Origin of the sequence: Saccharopolyspora sp. NPDC049426, from assembly GCF_040676935.1 — a bacterium.
Taxonomy (GTDB): domain Bacteria; phylum Actinomycetota; class Actinomycetes; order Mycobacteriales; family Pseudonocardiaceae; genus Saccharopolyspora.
The window spans coordinates 480,784-500,106 of record NZ_JBFAPZ010000002.1 but is presented as its reverse complement, the minus strand read 5'-3'; the positions used below and the strand labels follow the sequence as shown (position 1 = coordinate 500,106).

Genomic DNA, 19,323 nt, shown 5'->3' with positions numbered 1-19,323 from the left:
CGCTTACCCGACGACCACCGTGATCAGGCAACCCGCCCGGAACGCCACACGTCGTCCACTTCCGGCCTCCACCAGCCCCCAGACCGGACTTCCACTGAAATCCGGAACCAGACTTCCACTGAAACCCGGGACCGGAGTTCCACTGAAGTTCGGGACCGGAGTTCAGTGGAAATCGGGGTTCGGACTGTGTCGAACCGCTGTTCGCCGGGTGGGGTGCACCGGGTTCAGGCCCCGGGGGCCCGGCCCGGGGCGCGGTTCGGGTTCGGGTGCTCGGGTGGGGTTTGTGGGTGCTCGGGTGGGGTTTGTGGTGGTCTCTCATCGTGCTGGTCCGGGTTTCGGGAATAAGCTGGAGGTAGACCCTGGAGCAGCGTGGAATCCGATGATTCCCCGGTCGGCTCGGTGGGAGACCAAAGGCGGTCTTGTATGGCAGAGGTGCACCGGCTGGACCCGATGTCCCGCGTCCCCGGCAACACCACCGTGTACGGGGCGTGGGAGCGCTTCGTGCGCGGAGAGGACGACGTCCGCGGCGTGCGGCCCGAAGTGGCTATCTCCTGGCACCGCTGCCGCGACCAGTACCGCGTCGATCCGGGCCTCACCAAGGCCCCCATCGCCGTGGCCGACGTCGACCACACGCTCGAACACGACGTCGTGTTCGCCGAGCTGGGCTTCCGCGCGGCGTCGGTGGCGCACGAGGTGAGCAACGGCGGCGGCGTGGTGACCGTCGCCGACGCCACGGGCCGGATCCTGGCCGAGTGGGGCGATCCGGCCACCCGCGAGATCGCCGCCGAAGCCAACCTGTCCACCTGGTTCTGCTGGTCGGAGCAGGCCACGGGCACCAACGGCATGGGCACGGCGCTGGAGTCGCACGCGCCGGTGGTGGTCCGCGGTGCCGAGCACTGGTGCCAGGCCTTCCACGACTGGACCTGCGCGGGTGTGGCGATCCGGGACGTGGTGACGCGCGAGCCGATCGCGGTGCTCAACATCTCGTGCTGGCGCAGCGAACCACCCACCTCGGCAGGCGCTTGGCTGAGCAACGCGGCCACGCGCACCCAGCGCACGCTGGTGCAGCGCGCCAAGGACGGCAGCGTCGAGCTGATCGCCGCTTTCCACCACGCCCGGTCGCGCTCCGGCGTGGCGCTGGCCGCGCTGGACCCGGCGGGACGCGTGGTGATCGCCGACGACACCGCCGGAGTGCTGCTCGGCGTGCCGAGCTCGACGCCCGCGACCGAGCCGGCGGTGCGGTGGAACCCGAGGCTGCCCGAGGTGATCAAGGCCGCCCGCTACGCCGTCAAGCAGGCGTCCCGCGACCCCGCCTGGGTCGGCACGACCCAGGTCCACACCCATCTCAGCGACGAGCCCAGCTCGGTCAGCTTCCGTCCGGTGTTCCTGTCCGGGCACCTGGTCGGCAACCTGCTCTTCTTCGGCGTCGCCGACGGCGAGCAGCTGCCGCGCGCCGAAAGCGGTACGAACCACCGGGGCAGGCCGGACCGGATCGTGGCGATGCGGGAGAACCGGATGGTGCTGCTGCGGCTGTCCGAGGTCTCCTTCGCCGAGTCGGAGGGCAACGACGTCTGGCTGTCCACCGATCAGGGCCGGTTGCGCGCCGCCTCCGGCAGCCTCGACAAGCTCGAAGCCGAGCATGGCGACGCCGGATTCCTGCGAGTGCACCGCCGGTACGTGGTCAACGTGGGACGCGTCCGCGAGGTCGAACGCCGGTGCAAGGGCGAACTGCTGCTGGTGATGGACAGCGGCGCGGACGCGATGGTGCCGGTGTCGCGGAGGAACGCCCCGGCCGTGCGGCGGGCGCTGGACATCTGAGGTTGCCGGGAGGGAGGTTCCGATGCCGGAGAACCCCGATGCCGTGGCGATCACCCGGAACTACGACCAGAGCCTGCGGCGGCGCGTTGAGCGGGTCCGCAATCACCCCGCCGCGGGCGGGGACAACCGCGACTGGTGGCCGGCCCGACTGGACCTGGGGATCTTGGCCAAGCACCACCCCGCGGCGAACCCGCTGGGCCCGGACTTCGACTACCCGGCCGAGTTCGAGAAACTCGACCTCGACACGCTGGCCCGCGACATCGACGAGGTCCTGACCACCTCGCAGGACTGGTGGCCGGCCGATTTCGGGCACTACGGGCCGCTGGTGCTGCGGATGGCCTGGCACAGCGCGGGGACCTACCGCGTCACCGACGGCCGAGGCGGTGCCAGCACTGGCATGCAGCGCTTCGCACCGACCAACAGCTGGCCCGACAACCGCAACCTCGACAAAGCACGCCGTTTGCTGTGGCCGATCAAGCAGAAGTACGGCCGCAGCATCTCCTGGGCCGACCTCATGGTCTTCGCCGGCAACCGCGCGCTGGAATCCATGGGCTTCACCACGCTCGGCTTCGCCGGAGGCCGCGAGGACGTGTGGGAATCCGAAGCCGACGTCTACTGGGGCCCGGAACGGGCCTGGCTCGCCGACGAGCGCCACACCGGCGTCCGAGACCTCCAGCAACCCCTCGCAGCCGACGAGATGGGTCTGATCTACGTCGACCCGCAGGGCCCCGCGACGCTGCCCGACCCCATCGCCGCGGGCAAGGCCATCCGCACGACGTTCGGGCGGATGGCGATGAACGACGTGGAGACCGTCGCGCTCATCGTCGGCGGGCACACCTTCGGCAAGACCCACGGCGCCGCCGACCTGCACCACGTGGCAGCCGAACCCGAGGCCGCGGGCTTGGAAGAACAGGGCCTGGGCTGGCGGAGCAGCCACGGCACCGGCACGGGAGCGGATGCCATCACCAGCGGCTTGGAAGGGATCTGGACGCCCACCCCGACCCGGTGGGACAACTCGTTCCTGGAGACGCTGTTCGCCTACGAGTGGGACGTCGTGCTCAGCCCGGCCGGGCTGTGGCAGTGGGTGCCCCGCGGCGGCCGAGGGCAGGGAACCGCACCCGACCCCCACGACCCGTCGAAGACCCGCACGCCCACGATGCTGACCACCGACCTGGCTTTGCAGGAAGACCCCGACTACGCACCGATCGCACGCCGCTTCCTCGCCCACCCCGACGAGCTGGCCGACGCCTTCGCGCACGCGTGGTTCAAGCTCACCCACATCGACATGGGACCCCGGCAGCGCTACCTCGGGCCCCTGGTCCCGGCGGAGCGGATGATCTGGCAGGACCCCGTTCCCGAAGCAGTCCACGCCCCCGTCGACTCCGACGACGTCGCCGGGCTCAAGACCCGGATCCTCGACCTCGGCATTCCGGTGCGGCACCTTGTGTTCACCGCGTGGGCGTCGGCGTCGACCTACCGCGACAGCGACAAGCGCGGCGGCTCGAACGGTGCTCGCCTCCGGCTGGCCCCGCAACGCGACTGGCAGGTCAACGATCCCGACATCACCGGGCCCGTGATCGCCGCCCTGGAGGCGGTCCAGGAGCGCTTCAACACCGAACAGACCGCTGGAAAACGGGTTTCGCTGGCCGACCTCATCGTCCTCGCAGGCTGCACCGCCATCGAACACGCGGCCGACGGCATCCCCGTTCCCTTCACGCCTGGGCGCACCGACGCCACCCAGGAGTGGACCGACGTCGACTCCTTCGCCGCGCTCGAACCCACGGCCGACGGGTTCCGCAACCACACCAGCGCGCACGCCCCGCTGCCCGCCGAGCACCTCCTCGTCGACCGCGCCAACCAACTCACGCTCAGCGCTCCGGAGATGACCGCCCTCATCGGAGGGCTCCGCGTGCTCGACAGCAACCACCACCGATCACCACTCGGCGTCCTCACCACCCGACCCGGCAAGCTCACCAACGACTTCTACACCAACCTCCTCGACATGAGCACCGAATGGACTCCTGGATCAGGCACTTTCGAGGGAAAAGACCGTGCGACCGGTCGCGTTCGGTGGTCTGCGAGCCGAGTCGACCTCACCTTCGGGTCGAATCCCGAGCTGCGCGCGATCGCCGAGGTCTACGCCAGTGACGAAGCGAAGTTCGTGCACGATTTCACCCGCGCCTGGGACAAGGTCATGAACCTCGGCAGGTTCGGTGTCTGAGCGGTAGTTCCGGCCGTGCGAACGGTACGGGCGCCCGGTCCGGCGGTCTCCGGTTTTGGCCACCCCGAACCCGGCGTAATGTCCGATTCGGTACGGGGAAATTGGTATGACCCACTGCTGTTCTCCCGCGCACGCCTGACTTTTTCGAACCGCGTTCACGAATTCGGTTCGCAGCAAATCAACTTCGGGTGCCTTCGGGAGACGGATTCACGAGGAGGTGAGGTCCGATGACGACAGCGAAGGAACGCACCGACCTGCTCCACTCAGTCCGCCTGGACGTCCAGAACGGGGCGACGATCGGCCGTGTGCTCGGCACCGGGAACATCGAACAGGCCACCGAACGGGCCGACGGCACGATGGAGGCGACGGTTCGCATCGAACCGGACGAGATCGCTTGGGATCCTTCGATCCTGATCCTCCCGCACGGCGGCGACCTCGAACTGACGCTCATCAACGACGACTTCAACACCCACTGCGCGCTGCTGCCCAGCAACGGCGACCGCAAGTTCATCTGGCTGGTCAACCACTCCAAGGGCAAGGCCAAGCTCAACCTGGACGGCCCCGGCTACTACTGGTTCAGCTCTCCCACCGGCAACGACGAGGGCCGGGGCTTGACCGGCGCCATCGTCGTGCTCGGCGAGGTGCCGCCGGAAGCCCGCCTCGACCGCCCCGACCAGCCGCGCCCGTAGGGAGGACCCAACCATGACCGTGGAATACGTGGACGCCGGTGAGGCGATCAACCAGGGCTTGCTGACCACCGAGCCCCGGAACGCGCCCGACGTCGCCTTGAGCGTCGGATACGAACGGCTGATGGACGCGCGTTCCGAATCGCACAACTGGCTCACCTACTACGGCGCTTACGACGGGCAGCGCTACAGCCTGCTCGACGACATCAACACCGAGAACGTCAAGAGCATCGGCCCCGCCTGGATCTTCCAGGCGAGCACTGAAGGCATGATCGCGGGGGCTTCGACCTACGCGTTCGAGGCCACGCCGGTGGTCGTCGACGGGGTCATGTACGTGTCCGGCTGGGACGGCTGGGTGTGGGCGCTCGACGCCAAGACAGGCGCGCACCTGTGGCGCTACAAGCACGCCGTGCCCTACGACGTGTCGCTGTGCTGCGGGAACGTCAACCGCGGTGTCGCGGTCGCCAAGGGCAAGGTCTTCGCCGTGACGCCCAACGCCCACCTCCTCGCGCTCGACGCGGTGACGGGCGAGAAGGTCTGGGACAAGACCGTCGGCGACGTGCGGGCCGGGGAGAGCGCGACGATCGCTCCGCTGGTCGTCAAGGACATGCTCATCGTCGGAAGCTCCGGCGGCGAGTTCGGCGTGCGCGGCCACATGGACGCCTTCGACCTGGAGTCGGGCGAGCACCGCTGGCGCTGCTACACGGTCCCCAAGCCGGGCGAGCCGGGTTCTGAGACCTGGCCCTCCGACGGCGAGGCGTGGGCGCGCGGCGGCGCGAACCCGTGGGTCACCGCGACCTTCGACCCGGAGACCAACCTGCTGTACGCGGGCACGGGCAATCCGGCTCCGGACTTCGACGGCGCGGTCCGCGAGGGCGACAACCTCTTCACCGACAGCATCGTCGCGGTGGACGTGGACTCCGGCCAGATCCAGTGGCACTACCAGTGCACCCCGCACGACGTGTGGGACTACGACAGCACCATGGAGAACATCCTGTTCGACCAGGACGGGCGCAAGATGCTCGGCCACTTCGACAAGAACGGGTACTTCTTCGTGCTCGACCGCACCAACGGCGAGCTGATCTCGGTCACGCCCTACGTGGACCGGATCGACTGGGGCACCATCACCCGCGACGGCAAGGTGACGCCCAGGAAGTACCCGGACGCCGAAGGCGAACCGGTCCACTTCTACCCCGGCCCGGCCGGTGCGAAGGAGTGGACGCACGCCGCCTACAGCCCGCGCACCGAGCTGTTCTACGTCCCGGTGCAGGACGTCGGCGCCACCGCCACGCGACGTCGCCGCGAGTTCCGCGAAGGAATCCCCTACTGGGGAGCCGGAGTTCAGGTCGATGCCGACGACATGCGCGGCTCCATCAGCGCTTTCGACTCCAAGGGCGAGGAGAAGTGGCGCTGGCGCAACAGCCTGCCGATGTGCTCCTCGGTGCTGGCCACGGCCGGAGACCTGGTCTTCGCCGGCACACCTTCGGGCGAGTTCGTCGCCCTGGACGCCCGCAACGGCGAGAAGCTGTGGGAGTTCCAGTGCGGTAGCGGCCACCACGGCAGCCCCATGACCTACTCGGTCGACGGCAAGCAGTACGTCGCCGTGCCGGTCGGCTGGGGCGGCTGGATCGAGGGCTTCCTCCCGGGAATGCTCGGAGCGGGCCACGGCAGCGCTCTCATCGTCTTCGCGCTGCCGGACATCCCGGCCATGCGCTAGGCGATCCCGAACTCGGCCCCGGGAGTGGGAGTTTCCGCGGAAACCTCCACCCCGGGGCCGAGTCGTGCCATGCTCGCCGGACCCGGGTCGAGGAGGAGCAGGTGCCGATCGCGCAGCGCAGGGGAATGAAGATCGCCTACGAGGTCGTCGGTGACGGGCCACCGCTGGTGCTGCACCCGGGCATGTTCCAGACCGGCGCGCAGTGGACCAAGGCTGGTTACACCTCGGTTCTCGCGGTCACCCACACGGTGATCACGGTCGATCCGCTCGGGCTCGGCGCGAGCTCCGCCCCGGTGACGCCCGCCGACTACTCGTTGGCCCGCCGCGCGGAGTCCGTCACGGCCGTCCTCGACGACCTAGGCCTGGACGAGGCCGCGTTCTGGGGCTACTCGCTCGGCGCCCTGACCGGCTACGCCGTCGCGGTGCACGCACCGGACCGGCTCACCCGCCTCGTCGCCGGCGCCTTCGACCCGATCAACGGCTTCCGCTCGGCGGTCGAGGCCATGCTCGACGATCTGGGGCTTCCCCCCGACACCGATCCCTGGCCGCTGATGCAGCAGGGCGCACGCACCAACCCCGCCTACGCGGCCGTCATCGACGCCGTCGGTCCCGAGGCGCTGCGGGCGAACTACGAGTCCTTCCGCCACGAACCGGGCGTGCACGAATCACTGGAACGCAGCCCCGTCCCACTGCTGATGTACGCGGGCACGGCCGATCCCTGGCACGAACCCATGCGCGCCTTCGCGACCCGGACCGGCACGCCGTTCGCCTCCATCCCGGAGGCGGACCACGTCCAAGCCTGGCGCAGCACCGCGGAAGTCCTGGCCCACGCCCACCCGTTCCTCACCCGCGGTCAGTTCTGGCCCGAATTGAACGGGTAGAACGGACAATGATCATGGACGATTCGGACCAGAACCATCCTCACGGAAGTTCGTCGGGGGCGACCGCCTGGCCGGTGCGCGGGGAGATCGCTCCCGGGCAGAGTCCCTTGTCCTCCAAGACCTCCGCGATCCTGGGGATCGCTTCGAGGGTGTTGGGCGCCCAGTCGTGCATGAGGATGACCTGGCCGTCGGTGAGGCGGGCGTTGGCCTCCACGATCTGGTCGACCGTGGCGTTGTTCCAGTCCAGGGAGTCGACGTCCCAGATGATCTCGGTGAGGCCGTGGGACGCGGCGACCTCGCGCAAGGTCTCGTTGGTCTCGCCGTAGGGCGGGCGGAACAGGTTCGGGGTCCCGCCGCCCGCGCCGGCGATGGCTGTTTGGGCGCGTGAGATCTCATCGTCCATTTCGGACCGGGTCAGCTGCGTCATGTGCTGATGGCCGTAGCTGTGGTTGCCGACCCACATCCCCGCGTCGACCTGCTCGGCCACCAGCGCCGGGTGGGTGTCCGCGCTGTCGCCGCGGTTGAACATCGTTGCGCGCAGACCGTTCTGCCGCAGCGCGTTCAGCAGTTCCGCGGTGGTGTCGGTGGGCCCGTCGTCGAAGGTGAGCCCGACGTGGCCCGCACACGCGGGCTGAGCGGAGGCCGCCGGAGGAGTCACCAGAACCGCCGCGACCAGCACCGCACCGGCGACGCAGCCGCGTGCCCTCGTTCTCGGTGACATGCCACCGCACCCTCTCGACCGCGCTGACGGGAGATCCGACCGGGACCGAGTATGCGGTGGCGTCGAGGCGGGGTCAAACATCGCCTTTCGAAACACTTTCGGGCTATCTCTCCCGAAAAGCCTGAACGATCTGGAACTTTCGCCTTGTATTGCAAGCTTTTCGAGCTACTCCAGCGGAAGAAGATCGGCCGGATGGCGCAAGACGCGGGGCAGCTTTCCGAAAGTTTTCCTTCCGGAAAGAGTCGAGAAGTACCTCTTGTGATGATTCGCCCGGATCGCTACCGTCCCTAAAACTTACACCGTTAGTTATTTGGGTCACAGCCGCAGCTCAACACCCCGGAGGTCGACCGAATGGCCGCCACCGCGACGAGCGCTCGGCGAGTAGCGCTCGCCAGCCTCATCGGCACCACCATCGAGTGGTACGACTTCTTCATCTACGGCACCGCCGCAGCGCTGGTGTTCAACCAGCTGTTCTTCCCCAAGTTCGACCCCGTCGTCGGCACCGTCGCCGCCTTCGCGACCTTCGCCGTCGGCTTCCTCGCCCGCCCCATCGGCGGCGTGCTGTTCGCGCACTACGGCGACAAGCTCGGGCGCAAACCCATGCTCATCGGCTCGCTGATGCTGATGGGTGTCGCGACGCTGCTGATGGGCTTGCTGCCGACCTACGCCACGATCGGCGTGTGGGCGCCGATCGTGCTGACGCTGCTGCGCTTCGCCCAGGGCATCGGCGTCGGCGGCGAGTGGGGCGGAGCCGCGCTCATGGCCGTCGAGCACGCGCCGAAGGGCAAGCGCGGCTTCTACGGCAGCTGGCCGCAGGTGGGCGTCCCGGCCGGCCTGCTGCTGGGGAACCTGACGTTCACCGCGCTGTCGGCGAACATGTCCGAGGAGACGTTCCTGGCTTGGGGCTGGCGGGTCCCGTTCCTGTGCAGCGCGCTGCTGATCGTCGTCGGCTTCGCCATCCGGCTCAAGATCAGCGAGAGCCCGGTGTTCGAGCAGGCCATGCAGCGCAAGGAGCAGGAGCGCGCCGAGCGGATGCCGGTGATCGAGGTGCTGCGCAAGCACCCGAAGACGATCCTGCTGGCCGCCGGGTCCTTCCTCGCCACCAACGCGACGTTCTACGTCGGCACCACCTGGATCGTCTCGTACACCACCAAGACCCTCGACTACGAGCGCACCACGATCCTGAGCGCGAACGCGCTGCTGGCGGCCGTCGACATCCCGCTGATGCTGGCGTTCGGCCTGCTCTCGGACCGGCTCGGCAGGCGCGGCATGTCGCTGGGCGGGATGCTGGCGCTCGCCCTGTTCGCGGTGCCCTGGATCATGATGGTCGACAGCGGCTCCATCGGGCTGTTCCTGCTGGCCGGGCTCGTCGTGCAGGCGTGCCGAACCGCCGTCTACGGACCGCAGTCGGCCTTCTTCTCGGAGCTGTTCAGCACCCGGCTGCGCTACAGCGGCGCCTCGCTGGCCTACCAGATCGCGGCGATCCTCGGCGGCGGCATCGCTCCGATGATCTGCACCGCGCTGTTCGCGGCGACGGGAAGCTCCCTGTCCATCGCCGGGTACGTCGTGGTGCTGTGCCTGATCTCGTTCGTGTCGACCTACCTGCTCGCCGAGACCTACAAGCGGGACCTCAGCGACACCGCGGCCCCGGTCACGACCTGAGCCGGGCGCGAACCCGCGCGCATTTCCTTGCCAGGCACACGGTGATCCCCGATGATCCACAGGAACCCGAACACCACCACAGGTCGAAGGGGACCACCGTGTCCGAGGACGTCGTCGAACTCATCCTGGCCGATCACCGCCGCTTCGAAGACCTGCTGCGCACCCTGCGCAGCTCCGCGGGAGACCGCAGGTCCGCGCTCGGCGAGATCGCCGCACTCCTGGTCGCGCACGCCGAGGCCGAGGAATCCGAGGTGTACCCGGTGCTGCGCAAGCTCTCCGCCGAGGACGCCGAGGACGTCGACCACGGGGCCGAGGAGCACGCGGAGGGCCACGAAGCGCTGCTGGCGCTCATGGAGTGCGACGAACCGGGATCCGAGCAGTGGGATTCCCGGCTGGAGGAGCTCAGCGAGTCGTTGACCCACCACCTCGACGAGGAGGAGCGCACCGTCCTCAACGACGCGCGCGCGAAGGTCGACGCGGACCACCGAGTCGAACTCGGCAGGGTGTTCACGGCCAAGCGCCGCGAGCTCATCGACGCGGACTGCGGACGCATCGACAACGTCCGGGCCCTCGTCCGGAGCAAGGGCCCGTCACAGCACCAGCACTGAAATCACGCGCACACCAACGGGTTCCGGCAGCTCACCCAGCTGCCGGAACCCGCGCGCCGATCGCCTGAGCGGCGCGGCGGACGTCTCCCGGCAACGCGGAATCGCGGACGTCGCCGAATGACCTCGTCGCCCCGCTGAGCCCGAACGACCCCAGCACGTCGCCCGCGTTGTCCGTGATCAGCGCAGCGATCGCGGTGGTGCCGAACTGCCGCTCGTCGACCGAGATCGCGCATCCCTCCCGGCGGACCCGCTCCAGGTCCGCGCGGATGCCCGCCGCGTCGAGAACGGTTCCGCTGGCGAAGGTCACCGACCCCAGCCGTTCGGCCTCCGCCGCGAGGTCGCCCTCACCCGCCAGGAAGACCTTGCCCGCAGCGCCCGGGTAGAGCGGCAACCGCTCCCCGATGGGCAGCGAGTACTGCGGACGCCGCCCGCCCTCGACCCGGTCGATCAGCACGCGGCTCTCCTGCACCCGCACGTACAACGAGGCGGTCAGCCCCGTCGCGGTGGCGATCTCCTCCAGCACCGGCCGGGCGACGAGGCGCAGCGGGCTGGTCATCGCGAACGCGTGGGCCGTCGACAGCGCGGCCGGGCCGGCGGTGTAGCCGTTGGCGTGCCGGCTGGCGTAGCCGTGCTCGATGAGCACGGTGACGACGCGTTGCGCCGTGGCCACGTGCAGTCCGCTCCGCTGGGCGAGATCGGTGAGCCGCAACGGCTGCTGCGCCAGTTCCAGCACTTTCAGGACGTCGAACGCCCGGTGCACCGAACGCATCGGGTTGCTCTTCGCGGTCGTCAATGAACCTCCTGGAGACGACGCCGAACCTATCACTGCATGAGAAGTTTGCTCACTTCCATTGACAGGCCAGCGCCCTGGACGCACAGTTCTTCTCATCAGATGCCTGTTCTTATCATAGAGTGATACGGAGTTCGATCGATGAAGATCGCAGTGCTGGGTTTGGGCGAGGCCGGGAGCATCTACGCCGCCGGTTTCGCCGCCACCGGCGCGACCGTCACCGCCCACGACCCGGCGGAGCCCCCGCTCCCGGACGGGGTCACCGCCGCCGCGAGCATCGGGGACGCCGTGCGGGACGCCGACCTGGTCATCAGCCTGGTGACGGCAGCGCAGGCAGTCCGCGTCGCGGCAGACAGCGCCGCCCACCTGGCGAGCTCGGCCGTCTTCGCCGACCTCAACGCCGCATCGCCGCAGCGCAAGGCCGAGATCGCGGCGGCGCTGGGTGATGCCGCGGACCGCTGCGCCGACGTCGCGGTCATCGGGTCGGTCCCGCAGTTCGGCGCGCGCACCGGCCTGATCGCCTCCGGCCCCGCTGCGGACGCGGTCGCCGAGAAGTTCCGGCTGCTGGGTGCCGAGGTCGACGCGATCGGCGGCTCACCCGGCGACGCGTCGCGGCGGAAGATGCTGCGCACCGTCTTCATGAAGGGCCTGGGCGCGGTGATCACCGAAGCCGTCGACGCCGGAGCCGCCGCCGGGGAGTCGGAGTGGGTCCGGGCCCAGATCGCCACCACCCTCGTCGGCGGTGACCGCACCCTCGACCGGCTCGACCGCGGAACCCGCAAGCACGCCGAGCGGCGGGCGCACGAGTCCCAGGCCGCGGCCGACCTCCTCGCCTCGCTCGGCGTGACACCCGTCGTGACGACCGCGGTCGCCGACCGGCACCGGGCTCTGAGCTTGGACGCACCGCGCGACCTGACCGCCCTGCTCAACGCGTTTGCCGAGATCCCCGCAGCGGCGATCGGCGATGCGCGGGACCGCATGGGTGTCGTCGCTTCCCGGGTGCGTTCGATGTGGCCCGGCGCGCACATCGCCGGCCGCGCGCTTCCGGTGCTGTGCCGCCCAGGTGACAACAAGGGCATCCACCAGGCGCTGGCCGTCGCCGAGCCCGGAGACGTCCTGGTCGTCGACGGCGGCGGTGACCCCTCGCGCGCCCTGATCGGCGAGCTCATCGCGCATCGCGCCATCAACCGGGGCGTGCGCGGAATGATCATCGACGGTGCCGTGCGCGACGTGGACGCGCTCGCGGAAGCCGGATTTCCGGTGTGGGCGGTGGGCACGTCCCCCGCCGGCCCCTACAAGAACGGGCCGTACCGGGTGGGCGAGGACGTCGCGGTCGGCGGTGTGGCCGTGCACCGCGGCGACATCGTGGTCGCCGACGCCGACGGCGTCATCGTCGTCCCGGTGGCCGAGGCGCACCGGACCCTCGCCGGAGCGCGTGCCGTGCTGGAGGATGAATCCTCCCGGCACCAGCGGATCCTCAGCGAACGCCCCGCCTGACCAGTCCCCCGTCCACCCCGCTCCAGTGCCGAAGAGGGGAACCGAAAGATGCCCACCGGCCTTATCGCGCTCGGCGCGTTCATCGCCACCATCATCGTCTGGAACGTCGGCTTCAAGCGGAACATGGGCGAAGCCATGCTGTTCGGGCTGCTCGTCACCGCCGCTTTCGCCGGACTCGACGCACCCGAAGCCCTGCTGAACGGGATGCTCGGCGCGCTCGACGAAGAGGTCCTCTACGCCGCGATCGCGTTCGTGTTCATGGCCTACGTCGTCGACCGCACCGGCCTGATCCAGAAGCTCCTCGGGATCCTCAACTCGCTGGTCGGGCGGGTCCGCGGCGGACCCGTCGTCGTGGACACCGTCGGCTCGGCGGTCATGGGCGCGCTGTCGGGCTCCAACTCCGGCAACACCGCCGCCACCGGCGCCTTCACCGGGCCGTGGATGATCCGCACCGGCTGGAGTCCCGAACGCAGCGCGACCTTCCTCGCCGGCAACGGCGGGCTGGGCGCGGCCCTGCCGCCGAGCGCCTCGATGGTCATCATGATCGGCTTCGCCGGTTCGATGGTGACCACCGGCCAGATCTACCTCGCCCTGCTGTGCGCCGGGATCTACCAGGTGGTGTGGCGCTTGCTGCTGGTCTTCTACTTCGTCCGCAGGGACGGGATCCAGCGCTCGCCCGAGGCGGACCTCCAGCCCCTGCGCACCGCGCTGCGCGAGGGCGGTGCGGCCCTGCTCATCGTGCTGGGCGCGATCGTCCCGATCGGCATCACGGTCGGACCCGTCGCGGACTTCCTGACCAACCGGACGCCGATCGGTGAAGCGCTCGAGAACATCGAGATCCTGACCTGGATCCCGGTCCTGATCACCGTTCTGGCCATGTTGGTGGGCCGACGCGAGCTCCCGCGCGGGGCGCGCGCCTGGCACGACTGGCTCGCCGGGGCGATGCCGCGCTTCACCAGCATCGGGGCGCTGCTGTTCTTCGCCGTGGCCGCCAGCGAGGTGCTCGGAGACCTGGGGCTGGCCCGGGACATCGACGGAATCCTGGCCGACCTGCAGCTCAACAAGTACGTGATGGCACTCCTGGTCGGCGTGCTCGTGGCCGTGGTGGCGGGGCCGCTGTCCTCGACGGCGACGCTGACCGCCGTCGGGCACGTCGCGCTGCTGTCGCTGGTGTCGGTCGGCGTCGACCCGGTCCTGGCCGTCACGGCGATCCTGGTGTTCGCCTCCACCGAAGGCGCTTCTCCCCCGGCCTCCGGGTCGATCTTCGTCGCGGCGGGCATCACCGGCGCGAAACCGGAGAAGACGTTCCTCCCGCTGATCGCCTACTACATGGTCCCGATCATGCTCATCGGCTGCCTGATCGCCTGGGGCGCACTGCCCGTCCTGCGCTGACGACCACCACGACTGAGGAGTGCCATGTCCACCACGACGACCTCGGGCCGCACCCAGGCGACCTGCAGAGCCGCGTTCATCACCACCCTGCTGATCTTCCTGGCCCTGGCCACCGCGCTGGTGGCCGTCCAGCTCGCGGGGCTCGTCCTCGTGCGACCCGCGTGGATCACCTGGGCGTCGGAAGCCCTGCTCACCCCGAGCATCGCAGCGGCGGTCCTGTTCGGACTCGTCGCCTTCGCCAGCGGCTACTTCATGCCGAAGGCGACCTCCGACGATTGAGGCCGAGGGGCGGTTTTGGTCCGAGCTGTCCGGGCACAACCGACATCGATCACGGACGTTCGGACCAGAACCGCCCGCGGCGGCGGAACCCGCGAGAACCGGCGTCGCCGCCGCGGAGAGCCCCTCGGCTGCTATTGACTTGTTGTCTATATTGACATCATGTCTCACAACGATGTGGCTCATGTGCGCACGCGGATGGTCACCAGCGCCGATGGGGTGCGGATCTCGGCGCAGGAGCGCGGTGACCCGTCGCACCCGACGTTGATCGCGGTCCACGGCTACCCGGACGACCACTCGGTGTGGGACGGGGTCGCGGCGGAGCTCGCCGAGCGCCACCACCTCGTGACCTACGACGTCCGAGGCGCCGGCGCATCCGAGGTTCCGGCATCGCGGGAGGCGTACCGGCTGGACCGGCTCGAAGCGGACCTCGCCGCGGTCGTCGACGCCGTCGCACCGACCGGCGAGGTGCACCTGCTGGCGCACGACTGGGGGGCGATCCAGACGTGGCACGCCGTCACCGGTGAGCTGCTGCGCGGGCGGATCGCCTCGTTCACCTCGATCTCCGGTCCGTGCCTGGACCACGCCGGGCACTGGTTCCGGTCCCGGCTGCGCCGCCCGTCCGCGCGCGGGCTGCGCGAACTGGTCACCCAGGCCGTGTGCTCGGGCTACATCGCGTTCTTCCAGATCCCCGGCCTGCCCGAGCTCGCCTGGCGAGCCGGCGTGGTGCCGCGCGTGCTGCGGGCGCTGGAGCGGCTGGACCGCACGAGCGGCGGTCGCACCGGCTCGCCGAGCGTCGCCGACGGCATCCACGGGCTGGAGCTGTACCGCGCCAACATGCCGGAACGCCTGCGCCGGCCGAGCGAGCGACGCGCGGACGTCCCCGTGCAGTTGGTGGTGCCGACGGGTGACCCGTACGTCTCCGCTCCCCTGCAGACCGACATCGGCCGGTGGGTCGCCGACCTGCGCGTGCGGCGCGTGCCCGGCGGGCACTGGTTGCCGCGCACCCGGCCCGATGTGGTGACCCGCTGCGCGGCCGAATTCGTCGACCACGTCGAGGACAGCATCCGGGCATGACAAGAGGAGGAACGCCCATGCCGACCCACGATGAACCCGATCGCGTGGTGCTCAACGCGCGCAACGTCTCCTTCGACTGGACCGAGCTGCCGCGCCACTGGGTCCCGGACGAACCGTTCGCAACCCACATGATCAACGTGCTGCACCTGCTCCTGCCCGAGGGCGAGCGCTGGTTCTGCCACGTGTTCAAGCAGGCCCTGCCGCTGATCCGGGACGAGCAGATCGCCGAGGACGTGCGCGGATTCATCGGCCAGGAGGCCATGCACGCCGAATCGCACCAGGGCGTGCTCGACCACTTCGACACCCACGGGCTGGACACCCGCCCTTACGTCCGGCAGATCGCGTGGCTGTTCGGCAAGCTCCTCGGCGACCGGGGTTACGGGGGCAAGCAGGGCAGCGAGTGGGTGATCGAGCGCGTCGCGCTGGTCGCCGCGATCGAGCACTTCACCGCGGTGCTGGGGCAGTGGATCCTCGACGCGGAGGAGCTGGACGCGGCCGGTTCCGACGCCACGATGCTCGACCTGCTGCGCTGGCACGGAGCGGAGGAGGTCGAGCACCGGTCCGTGGCCTACGACCTGTTCATCCACCTCGACGGCCGCTACTCGCGCCGCGTCCGCGCCATGGCCATCGTGACGCCGGTGTTCGTCTGGCTCTGGGCGCGCGGCGTGCGGTTCCTCATGAACCGCGATCCCGAGCTGCGCGGACGGTCCAAGGCCCGCTGGCGGGATTGGCTGCGTTCCGGCCGGCTCGGTCTCACCCCGAGCGTCTGGGATCTGCTGCGGTCGCTGCCGCCCTACTTCCGGTCGCAGTACCACCCCTCCCAGCACGGCTCGACCAGCCAGGCCATCGCGTACCTGGCGAAGTCCCCGGCGGCGCAGGCGGCGGAGCTGTGAGCACCGTTCCACCCGACCTCTACGGGCGCGGTCACCCCGACCGGATGTACCGATTCCTCGATCGGGCCGTGGCCCGCTACGCGCGCTGGGCGCGCGCCAGCGCGCGCGGGCGGCCACCCGTCGAGGAGGTGCGGCGCGAACTGGACGTGGTCGTCGACGAGGTGCGGCAGGAGGCCGAGGACGTGGTCAGCCTGCGGCTGGTCGCCGCCGACGGTCGCCCGCTCCCCGAGTGGCAGCCCGGTGCCCACCTCGACCTCGAACTCCCCTCCGGCCGCAAGCGGCAGTACTCCCTGTGCGGTGACCCGGCAGATCGAAGCTCCTACCGCATCGCGGTGCGGCGCATCGCCGACGGCAACGGCGGTTCGGTCGAGGTGCACGAAGCGCTGCGGCAGGGGACGGCGGTGACGGTGCGGGGCCCGCGCAACGCCTTCCCGTTCATCACCGCCGAGCGCTACCTGTTCGTCGCGGGCGGCATCGGCATCACCGCGATCCTGCCGATGGTCCGCCTCGCCGCAGCGCGGGGAGCCGACTGGCGGCTGGTCTACGCGGGACGTTCAAAGGCGTCGATGCCGTTCCTCGGCGAGATCGCCGAGCTCGACCAGCAGCGGGTGTCGATCCGCTCCGACGAGGAGCACGGCATCCCGGTCTCGGGCGCCGAGCTCCTCGAACAGGCACCGGAGCAGGCGGTGGTCTACTGCTGCGGACCGGTGCCGATGATCACCGGGGTGCGGCTGGACCTGCCCGCGAGCCGGGCGGATTCGCTGCACTTCGAGCGGTTCTCACCGCCACCGGTGGTCGGCGGGAGGCCGTTCCGGGTGGACCTGGCCCGCCGCGGTGTGTCGCTGCGGGTACCGGCCGACCGCTCCGCGCTGTCGGTCATCCGCGAGCACGCGCCCGACGTGCCGTACTCGTGCCAGCAGGGCTTCTGCGGCACCTGCGAGGTCCGCGTGGTCTCCGGCTCGGTCGATCACCGCGACGCGCTGCTGACCGAGGAGGAACGCCGCGACCGGATGATGATCTGCGTCTCCCGAGCCGCCGGTGACCACGTCGAGCTCGACCTGTGATGCGAGAATCCGCGCGATGTCCACGACTTGGAGGGCCGATGGTTGACCACCCGGCCCGGTCCGCCCCGGAGGCGCGAGCGGGTGCTCGCCGCCCTCGTCGCATGGCGCCCGAGAGACGCCGCGACCACCTCATCGCGACCGCGCTGCAGATCTACAGCCGCCGGTCCCCGCAAGAGGTGTCCGTCGACGACATCGTCGAGGAAGCCGACGTCTCGCGAGCGCTGTTCTACCGGTACTTCACCAACATCCGCGATCTGCACATCACGGCGCTGAGCAAGGTCGTCGACGAGCTGCTGGTCGAGCTCACGCTGCCGTCCAGCGGGGACTTCCGGGCCGATCTGCACACCGCGCTGGAACGCTTCCTGGAGTTCGCCGAGACCTACGCGGCCAGCTACACCGCTCTGCTGCGCAGCGGGTCCACCATCGCCACCAGCAACACGTCCACGCTGGTCGAGCGGGTCCGCAAGCACGTGGTCGACCAGCTCCGCGAACACCTCGGCCTCGACGAGGCACCGCGCGCGCTCGAACGCACGCTGCGCGGCTGGGTGGCGGTCGTGGAGACGACGTTGCTGTCCTGGTTGCAGGACCGGGACATGGGCAAAGAGCAGCTCGAAGCGTGGCTGACCGATCAGCTCTTCGCCATGGTCGCCTCGACCGCGCGGCACGACCCCGCCTCCGCGGAGCGGTTGCGCCCGTTGCTCGACCCGCCGACCGCGTGAGAACGCCCCGCCCTTAGCGCGATTCACGCATCGAGGTCGTCCAGCGGGTAGCTCTGCTCGTCCAAGCCGCTGAGAGTCGGGTCGTAGGCGACTTCGCCGACCTCGTACATCGAGGTCATCCAGTGGTAGGAGTTGTCGCCGCCGGTCACGGGGTGGGGATGTTGCCTCCGTCGACGCGGTGCTCGGTTCCGGTGATCCAGGCGGCCCTGTCGGAGACGAGGAACGCGACGAGGTCGGCGACCTCCTCCGGGCGCCCGGGACGCCCCAGCGGGATTCCGCCGAGCCCGCGCATCAGCTCCGCGCGCGCCGCGTCCAGGTCGGTGTCGATCTGCTCCAGGAGGTGGCGGGCTCCTTCGGTCTCGACGAAGCCCGGCAGGACCGAGTTGACGCGGATGCCGTGCGGTCCCAGGTCGTTGGCCAGCCCCTTGCTGTAGGTGGCCAGCGCGGACTTGGCGCTGGCGTAGGGCAGCGGGGCCGCGGAGGGGATCCGGTGGGCGATCGAGGTGACGTGCACGATCGCGCCGGAACCCCCGTCCACCATCGACGGCACGAGAGCGCGGTTGATCCGCGCCGGAGCCAGCAGGTTCACCTCCAGCGCTTCGCGCCAGTCCTCCTCGTCGTAGTCCGCGCCGGGTTTGGTCCCGCTGGAGTGCCCGCCCGCGTTGTGCACGACGATGTCCACGCCGCCCAGTTCCGCCAGCGCCTCCGAAGCCACGCGAGCAGCACCGTCGGGCGTGCTGATGTCGGCGGCGATGAACACCGGGGCCACCGTCGGAGCCGTCGAGCGGGCCGTGGTGGCCACCGCGGCCCCCGCCTCGACGAGCCGTCGCACGATCGCCGCACCGATGCCCTTGGTCCCGCCGGTGACCAGGGCGCGCCGACCTTCGAGGTCACGCGTCATGGCGCTGCTCGTTCCGGACGATCAGCAGGGCGCCGATCTTCGGGCCCGATGACCTGAAGTAGTAGGTGAGCACGAGCGGGTCGGGCAGGCCGGTCTTGTCGAAGGTGCCGTCGACGGCCGCGGTCACGACCTCGATGCCGTGCACCTCCTCGCGTTCGCGCACCCGCATGGTCGCGTTCACGGCGTGTAGCTCCTCGTCGAGCCAACGCCCGATGGCCGCCACGCCCCGGAACTCGCGACCGTTGTCGTGGACCAGCGCGTCCGGTGCGAACGCGTCAATCCCTGGTTCGTTGATGAAGTCGTCCACTGCTGTCATGCGATCCACGCTAGGGAGCCTGGACCAGACGCTCCATATCTCAGAAGCCAGTTCTCATGTCCGATCGTCTGCTAGCCTCGATTC

Annotated in this window: 19 protein-coding genes; 14 read left to right on the top strand and 5 right to left on the bottom strand. The window is 69.8% G+C overall.

Going from position 1 to position 19,323, the window contains the following annotated elements; all coding sequences use genetic code 11:
* Positions 1–423 precede the first annotated feature (423 nt).
* The 5 genes from AB0J78_RS05550 to AB0J78_RS05530 all read left to right on the top strand — a co-directional run bounded on the left by AB0J78_RS05550 (position 424) and on the right by AB0J78_RS05530 (position 7,323).
* Positions 424–1,818 (top strand): LytTR family transcriptional regulator DNA-binding domain-containing protein, encoded by a 1,395-nt coding sequence (locus AB0J78_RS05550; protein WP_363787302.1) that lies wholly within the window; start codon positions 424–426, stop codon positions 1,816–1,818.
* Positions 1,819–1,840: 22 nt separating this feature from the next.
* Positions 1,841–4,039 (top strand): catalase/peroxidase HPI, encoded by a 2,199-nt coding sequence (gene katG, locus AB0J78_RS05545; protein WP_363787300.1) that lies wholly within the window; start codon positions 1,841–1,843, stop codon positions 4,037–4,039.
* A gap of 227 nt (positions 4,040–4,266) precedes the next feature.
* Positions 4,267–4,728 (top strand): MSMEG_3727 family PQQ-associated protein, encoded by a 462-nt coding sequence (locus tag AB0J78_RS05540; protein ID WP_363787298.1) that lies wholly within the window; start codon positions 4,267–4,269, stop codon positions 4,726–4,728.
* Positions 4,729–4,741: 13 nt separating this feature from the next.
* The gene (locus AB0J78_RS05535) at positions 4,742–6,442 is read left to right on the top strand and encodes a PQQ-dependent dehydrogenase, methanol/ethanol family (protein WP_363787296.1); all 1,701 of its coding nucleotides are present in this window, start codon (positions 4,742–4,744) and stop codon (positions 6,440–6,442) included.
* 101 nt (positions 6,443–6,543) lie between these two features.
* On the top strand, positions 6,544–7,323 hold the full coding sequence (locus AB0J78_RS05530; RefSeq protein ID WP_363787294.1) for an alpha/beta hydrolase: 780 nt from the start codon (positions 6,544–6,546) through the stop codon (positions 7,321–7,323).
* Positions 7,324–7,363: 40 nt separating this feature from the next.
* On the opposite strand, the gene AB0J78_RS05525 is transcribed toward AB0J78_RS05530, so the two are convergent.
* Positions 7,364–8,044 carry a polysaccharide deacetylase family protein gene (locus tag AB0J78_RS05525; RefSeq protein ID WP_363787292.1) on the bottom strand — a complete coding sequence of 227 codons (681 nt, stop codon included), beginning with the start codon at positions 8,042–8,044 and terminating at the stop codon, positions 7,364–7,366.
* A gap of 351 nt (positions 8,045–8,395) precedes the next feature.
* Between AB0J78_RS05525 and AB0J78_RS05520 the strand changes: the two genes are divergently transcribed.
* Together AB0J78_RS05520 and AB0J78_RS05515 are read left to right on the top strand one after the other, a co-directional pair.
* On the top strand, positions 8,396–9,706 hold the full coding sequence (locus AB0J78_RS05520; protein WP_363787289.1) for an MFS transporter: 1,311 nt from the start codon (positions 8,396–8,398) through the stop codon (positions 9,704–9,706).
* Positions 9,707–9,804: 98 nt separating this feature from the next.
* Positions 9,805–10,314: a hemerythrin domain-containing protein gene (locus AB0J78_RS05515; RefSeq protein ID WP_363787287.1), complete on the top strand. Its 510-nt coding sequence runs from the start codon at positions 9,805–9,807 to the stop codon at positions 10,312–10,314.
* A 31-nt stretch (positions 10,315–10,345) separates the two neighbouring features.
* Here the strand turns inward: AB0J78_RS05515 and AB0J78_RS05510 are convergent, their stop codons facing one another.
* Positions 10,346–11,107: an IclR family transcriptional regulator gene (locus tag AB0J78_RS05510; RefSeq protein WP_363787285.1), complete on the bottom strand. Its 762-nt coding sequence runs from the start codon at positions 11,105–11,107 to the stop codon at positions 10,346–10,348.
* Positions 11,108–11,245: 138 nt separating this feature from the next.
* Here AB0J78_RS05510 and AB0J78_RS05505 point away from each other — a divergent pair, with 138 nt between their 5' ends.
* The 7 genes from AB0J78_RS05505 to AB0J78_RS05475 all read left to right on the top strand — a co-directional run bounded on the left by AB0J78_RS05505 (position 11,246) and on the right by AB0J78_RS05475 (position 18,022).
* On the top strand, positions 11,246–12,601 hold the full coding sequence (locus tag AB0J78_RS05505; RefSeq protein ID WP_363787283.1) for an NAD(P)-binding domain-containing protein: 1,356 nt from the start codon (positions 11,246–11,248) through the stop codon (positions 12,599–12,601).
* Between the two features lie 48 nt (positions 12,602–12,649).
* Positions 12,650–13,993, top strand: a complete 1,344-nt coding sequence (locus AB0J78_RS05500) for a TRAP transporter large permease subunit (protein ID WP_363787281.1) — start codon at positions 12,650–12,652, stop codon at positions 13,991–13,993.
* A gap of 24 nt (positions 13,994–14,017) precedes the next feature.
* On the top strand, positions 14,018–14,272 hold the full coding sequence (locus AB0J78_RS05495; RefSeq protein ID WP_363787278.1) for a hypothetical protein: 255 nt from the start codon (positions 14,018–14,020) through the stop codon (positions 14,270–14,272).
* A 159-nt stretch (positions 14,273–14,431) separates the two neighbouring features.
* Entirely contained in the window at positions 14,432–15,346 is a 915-nt protein-coding gene (locus tag AB0J78_RS05490) for an alpha/beta fold hydrolase (protein WP_363787276.1), read from the top strand.
* 17 nt (positions 15,347–15,363) lie between these two features.
* A complete protein-coding gene (locus AB0J78_RS05485) occupies positions 15,364–16,239 on the top strand; it encodes a metal-dependent hydrolase (RefSeq protein ID WP_363787274.1) in 876 nt (291 codons plus the stop codon).
* Between the two features lie 44 nt (positions 16,240–16,283).
* Complete coding sequence (locus AB0J78_RS05480) at positions 16,284–17,303, top strand: PDR/VanB family oxidoreductase (protein WP_363787547.1); 1,020 nt, start codon at positions 16,284–16,286, stop codon at positions 17,301–17,303.
* Positions 17,304–17,404: 101 nt separating this feature from the next.
* Positions 17,405–18,022, top strand: coding sequence for a TetR/AcrR family transcriptional regulator (locus AB0J78_RS05475; protein ID WP_363787272.1), 618 nt, complete (start codon positions 17,405–17,407; stop codon positions 18,020–18,022).
* Between the two features lie 23 nt (positions 18,023–18,045).
* Here AB0J78_RS05475 and AB0J78_RS05470 read toward each other — a convergent pair whose 3' ends face one another.
* The 3 genes from AB0J78_RS05470 to AB0J78_RS05460 are packed head-to-tail and all read right to left on the bottom strand — an operon-like array spanning position 18,046 to position 19,239.
* Entirely contained in the window at positions 18,046–18,171 is a 126-nt protein-coding gene (locus tag AB0J78_RS05470; RefSeq protein ID WP_363787270.1) for a hypothetical protein, read from the bottom strand.
* The gene (locus AB0J78_RS05465) at positions 18,168–18,923 is read right to left on the bottom strand and encodes an SDR family oxidoreductase (protein ID WP_363787268.1); all 756 of its coding nucleotides are present in this window, start codon (positions 18,921–18,923) and stop codon (positions 18,168–18,170) included. The genes AB0J78_RS05470 and AB0J78_RS05465 overlap by 4 nt, the downstream gene beginning before the upstream one ends.
* Entirely contained in the window at positions 18,913–19,239 is a 327-nt protein-coding gene (locus AB0J78_RS05460) for a hypothetical protein (protein WP_363787266.1), read from the bottom strand. Before AB0J78_RS05460 ends, AB0J78_RS05465 begins: the two co-directional genes overlap by 11 nt.
* Between the last annotated feature and the right edge of the window lie 84 nt (positions 19,240–19,323).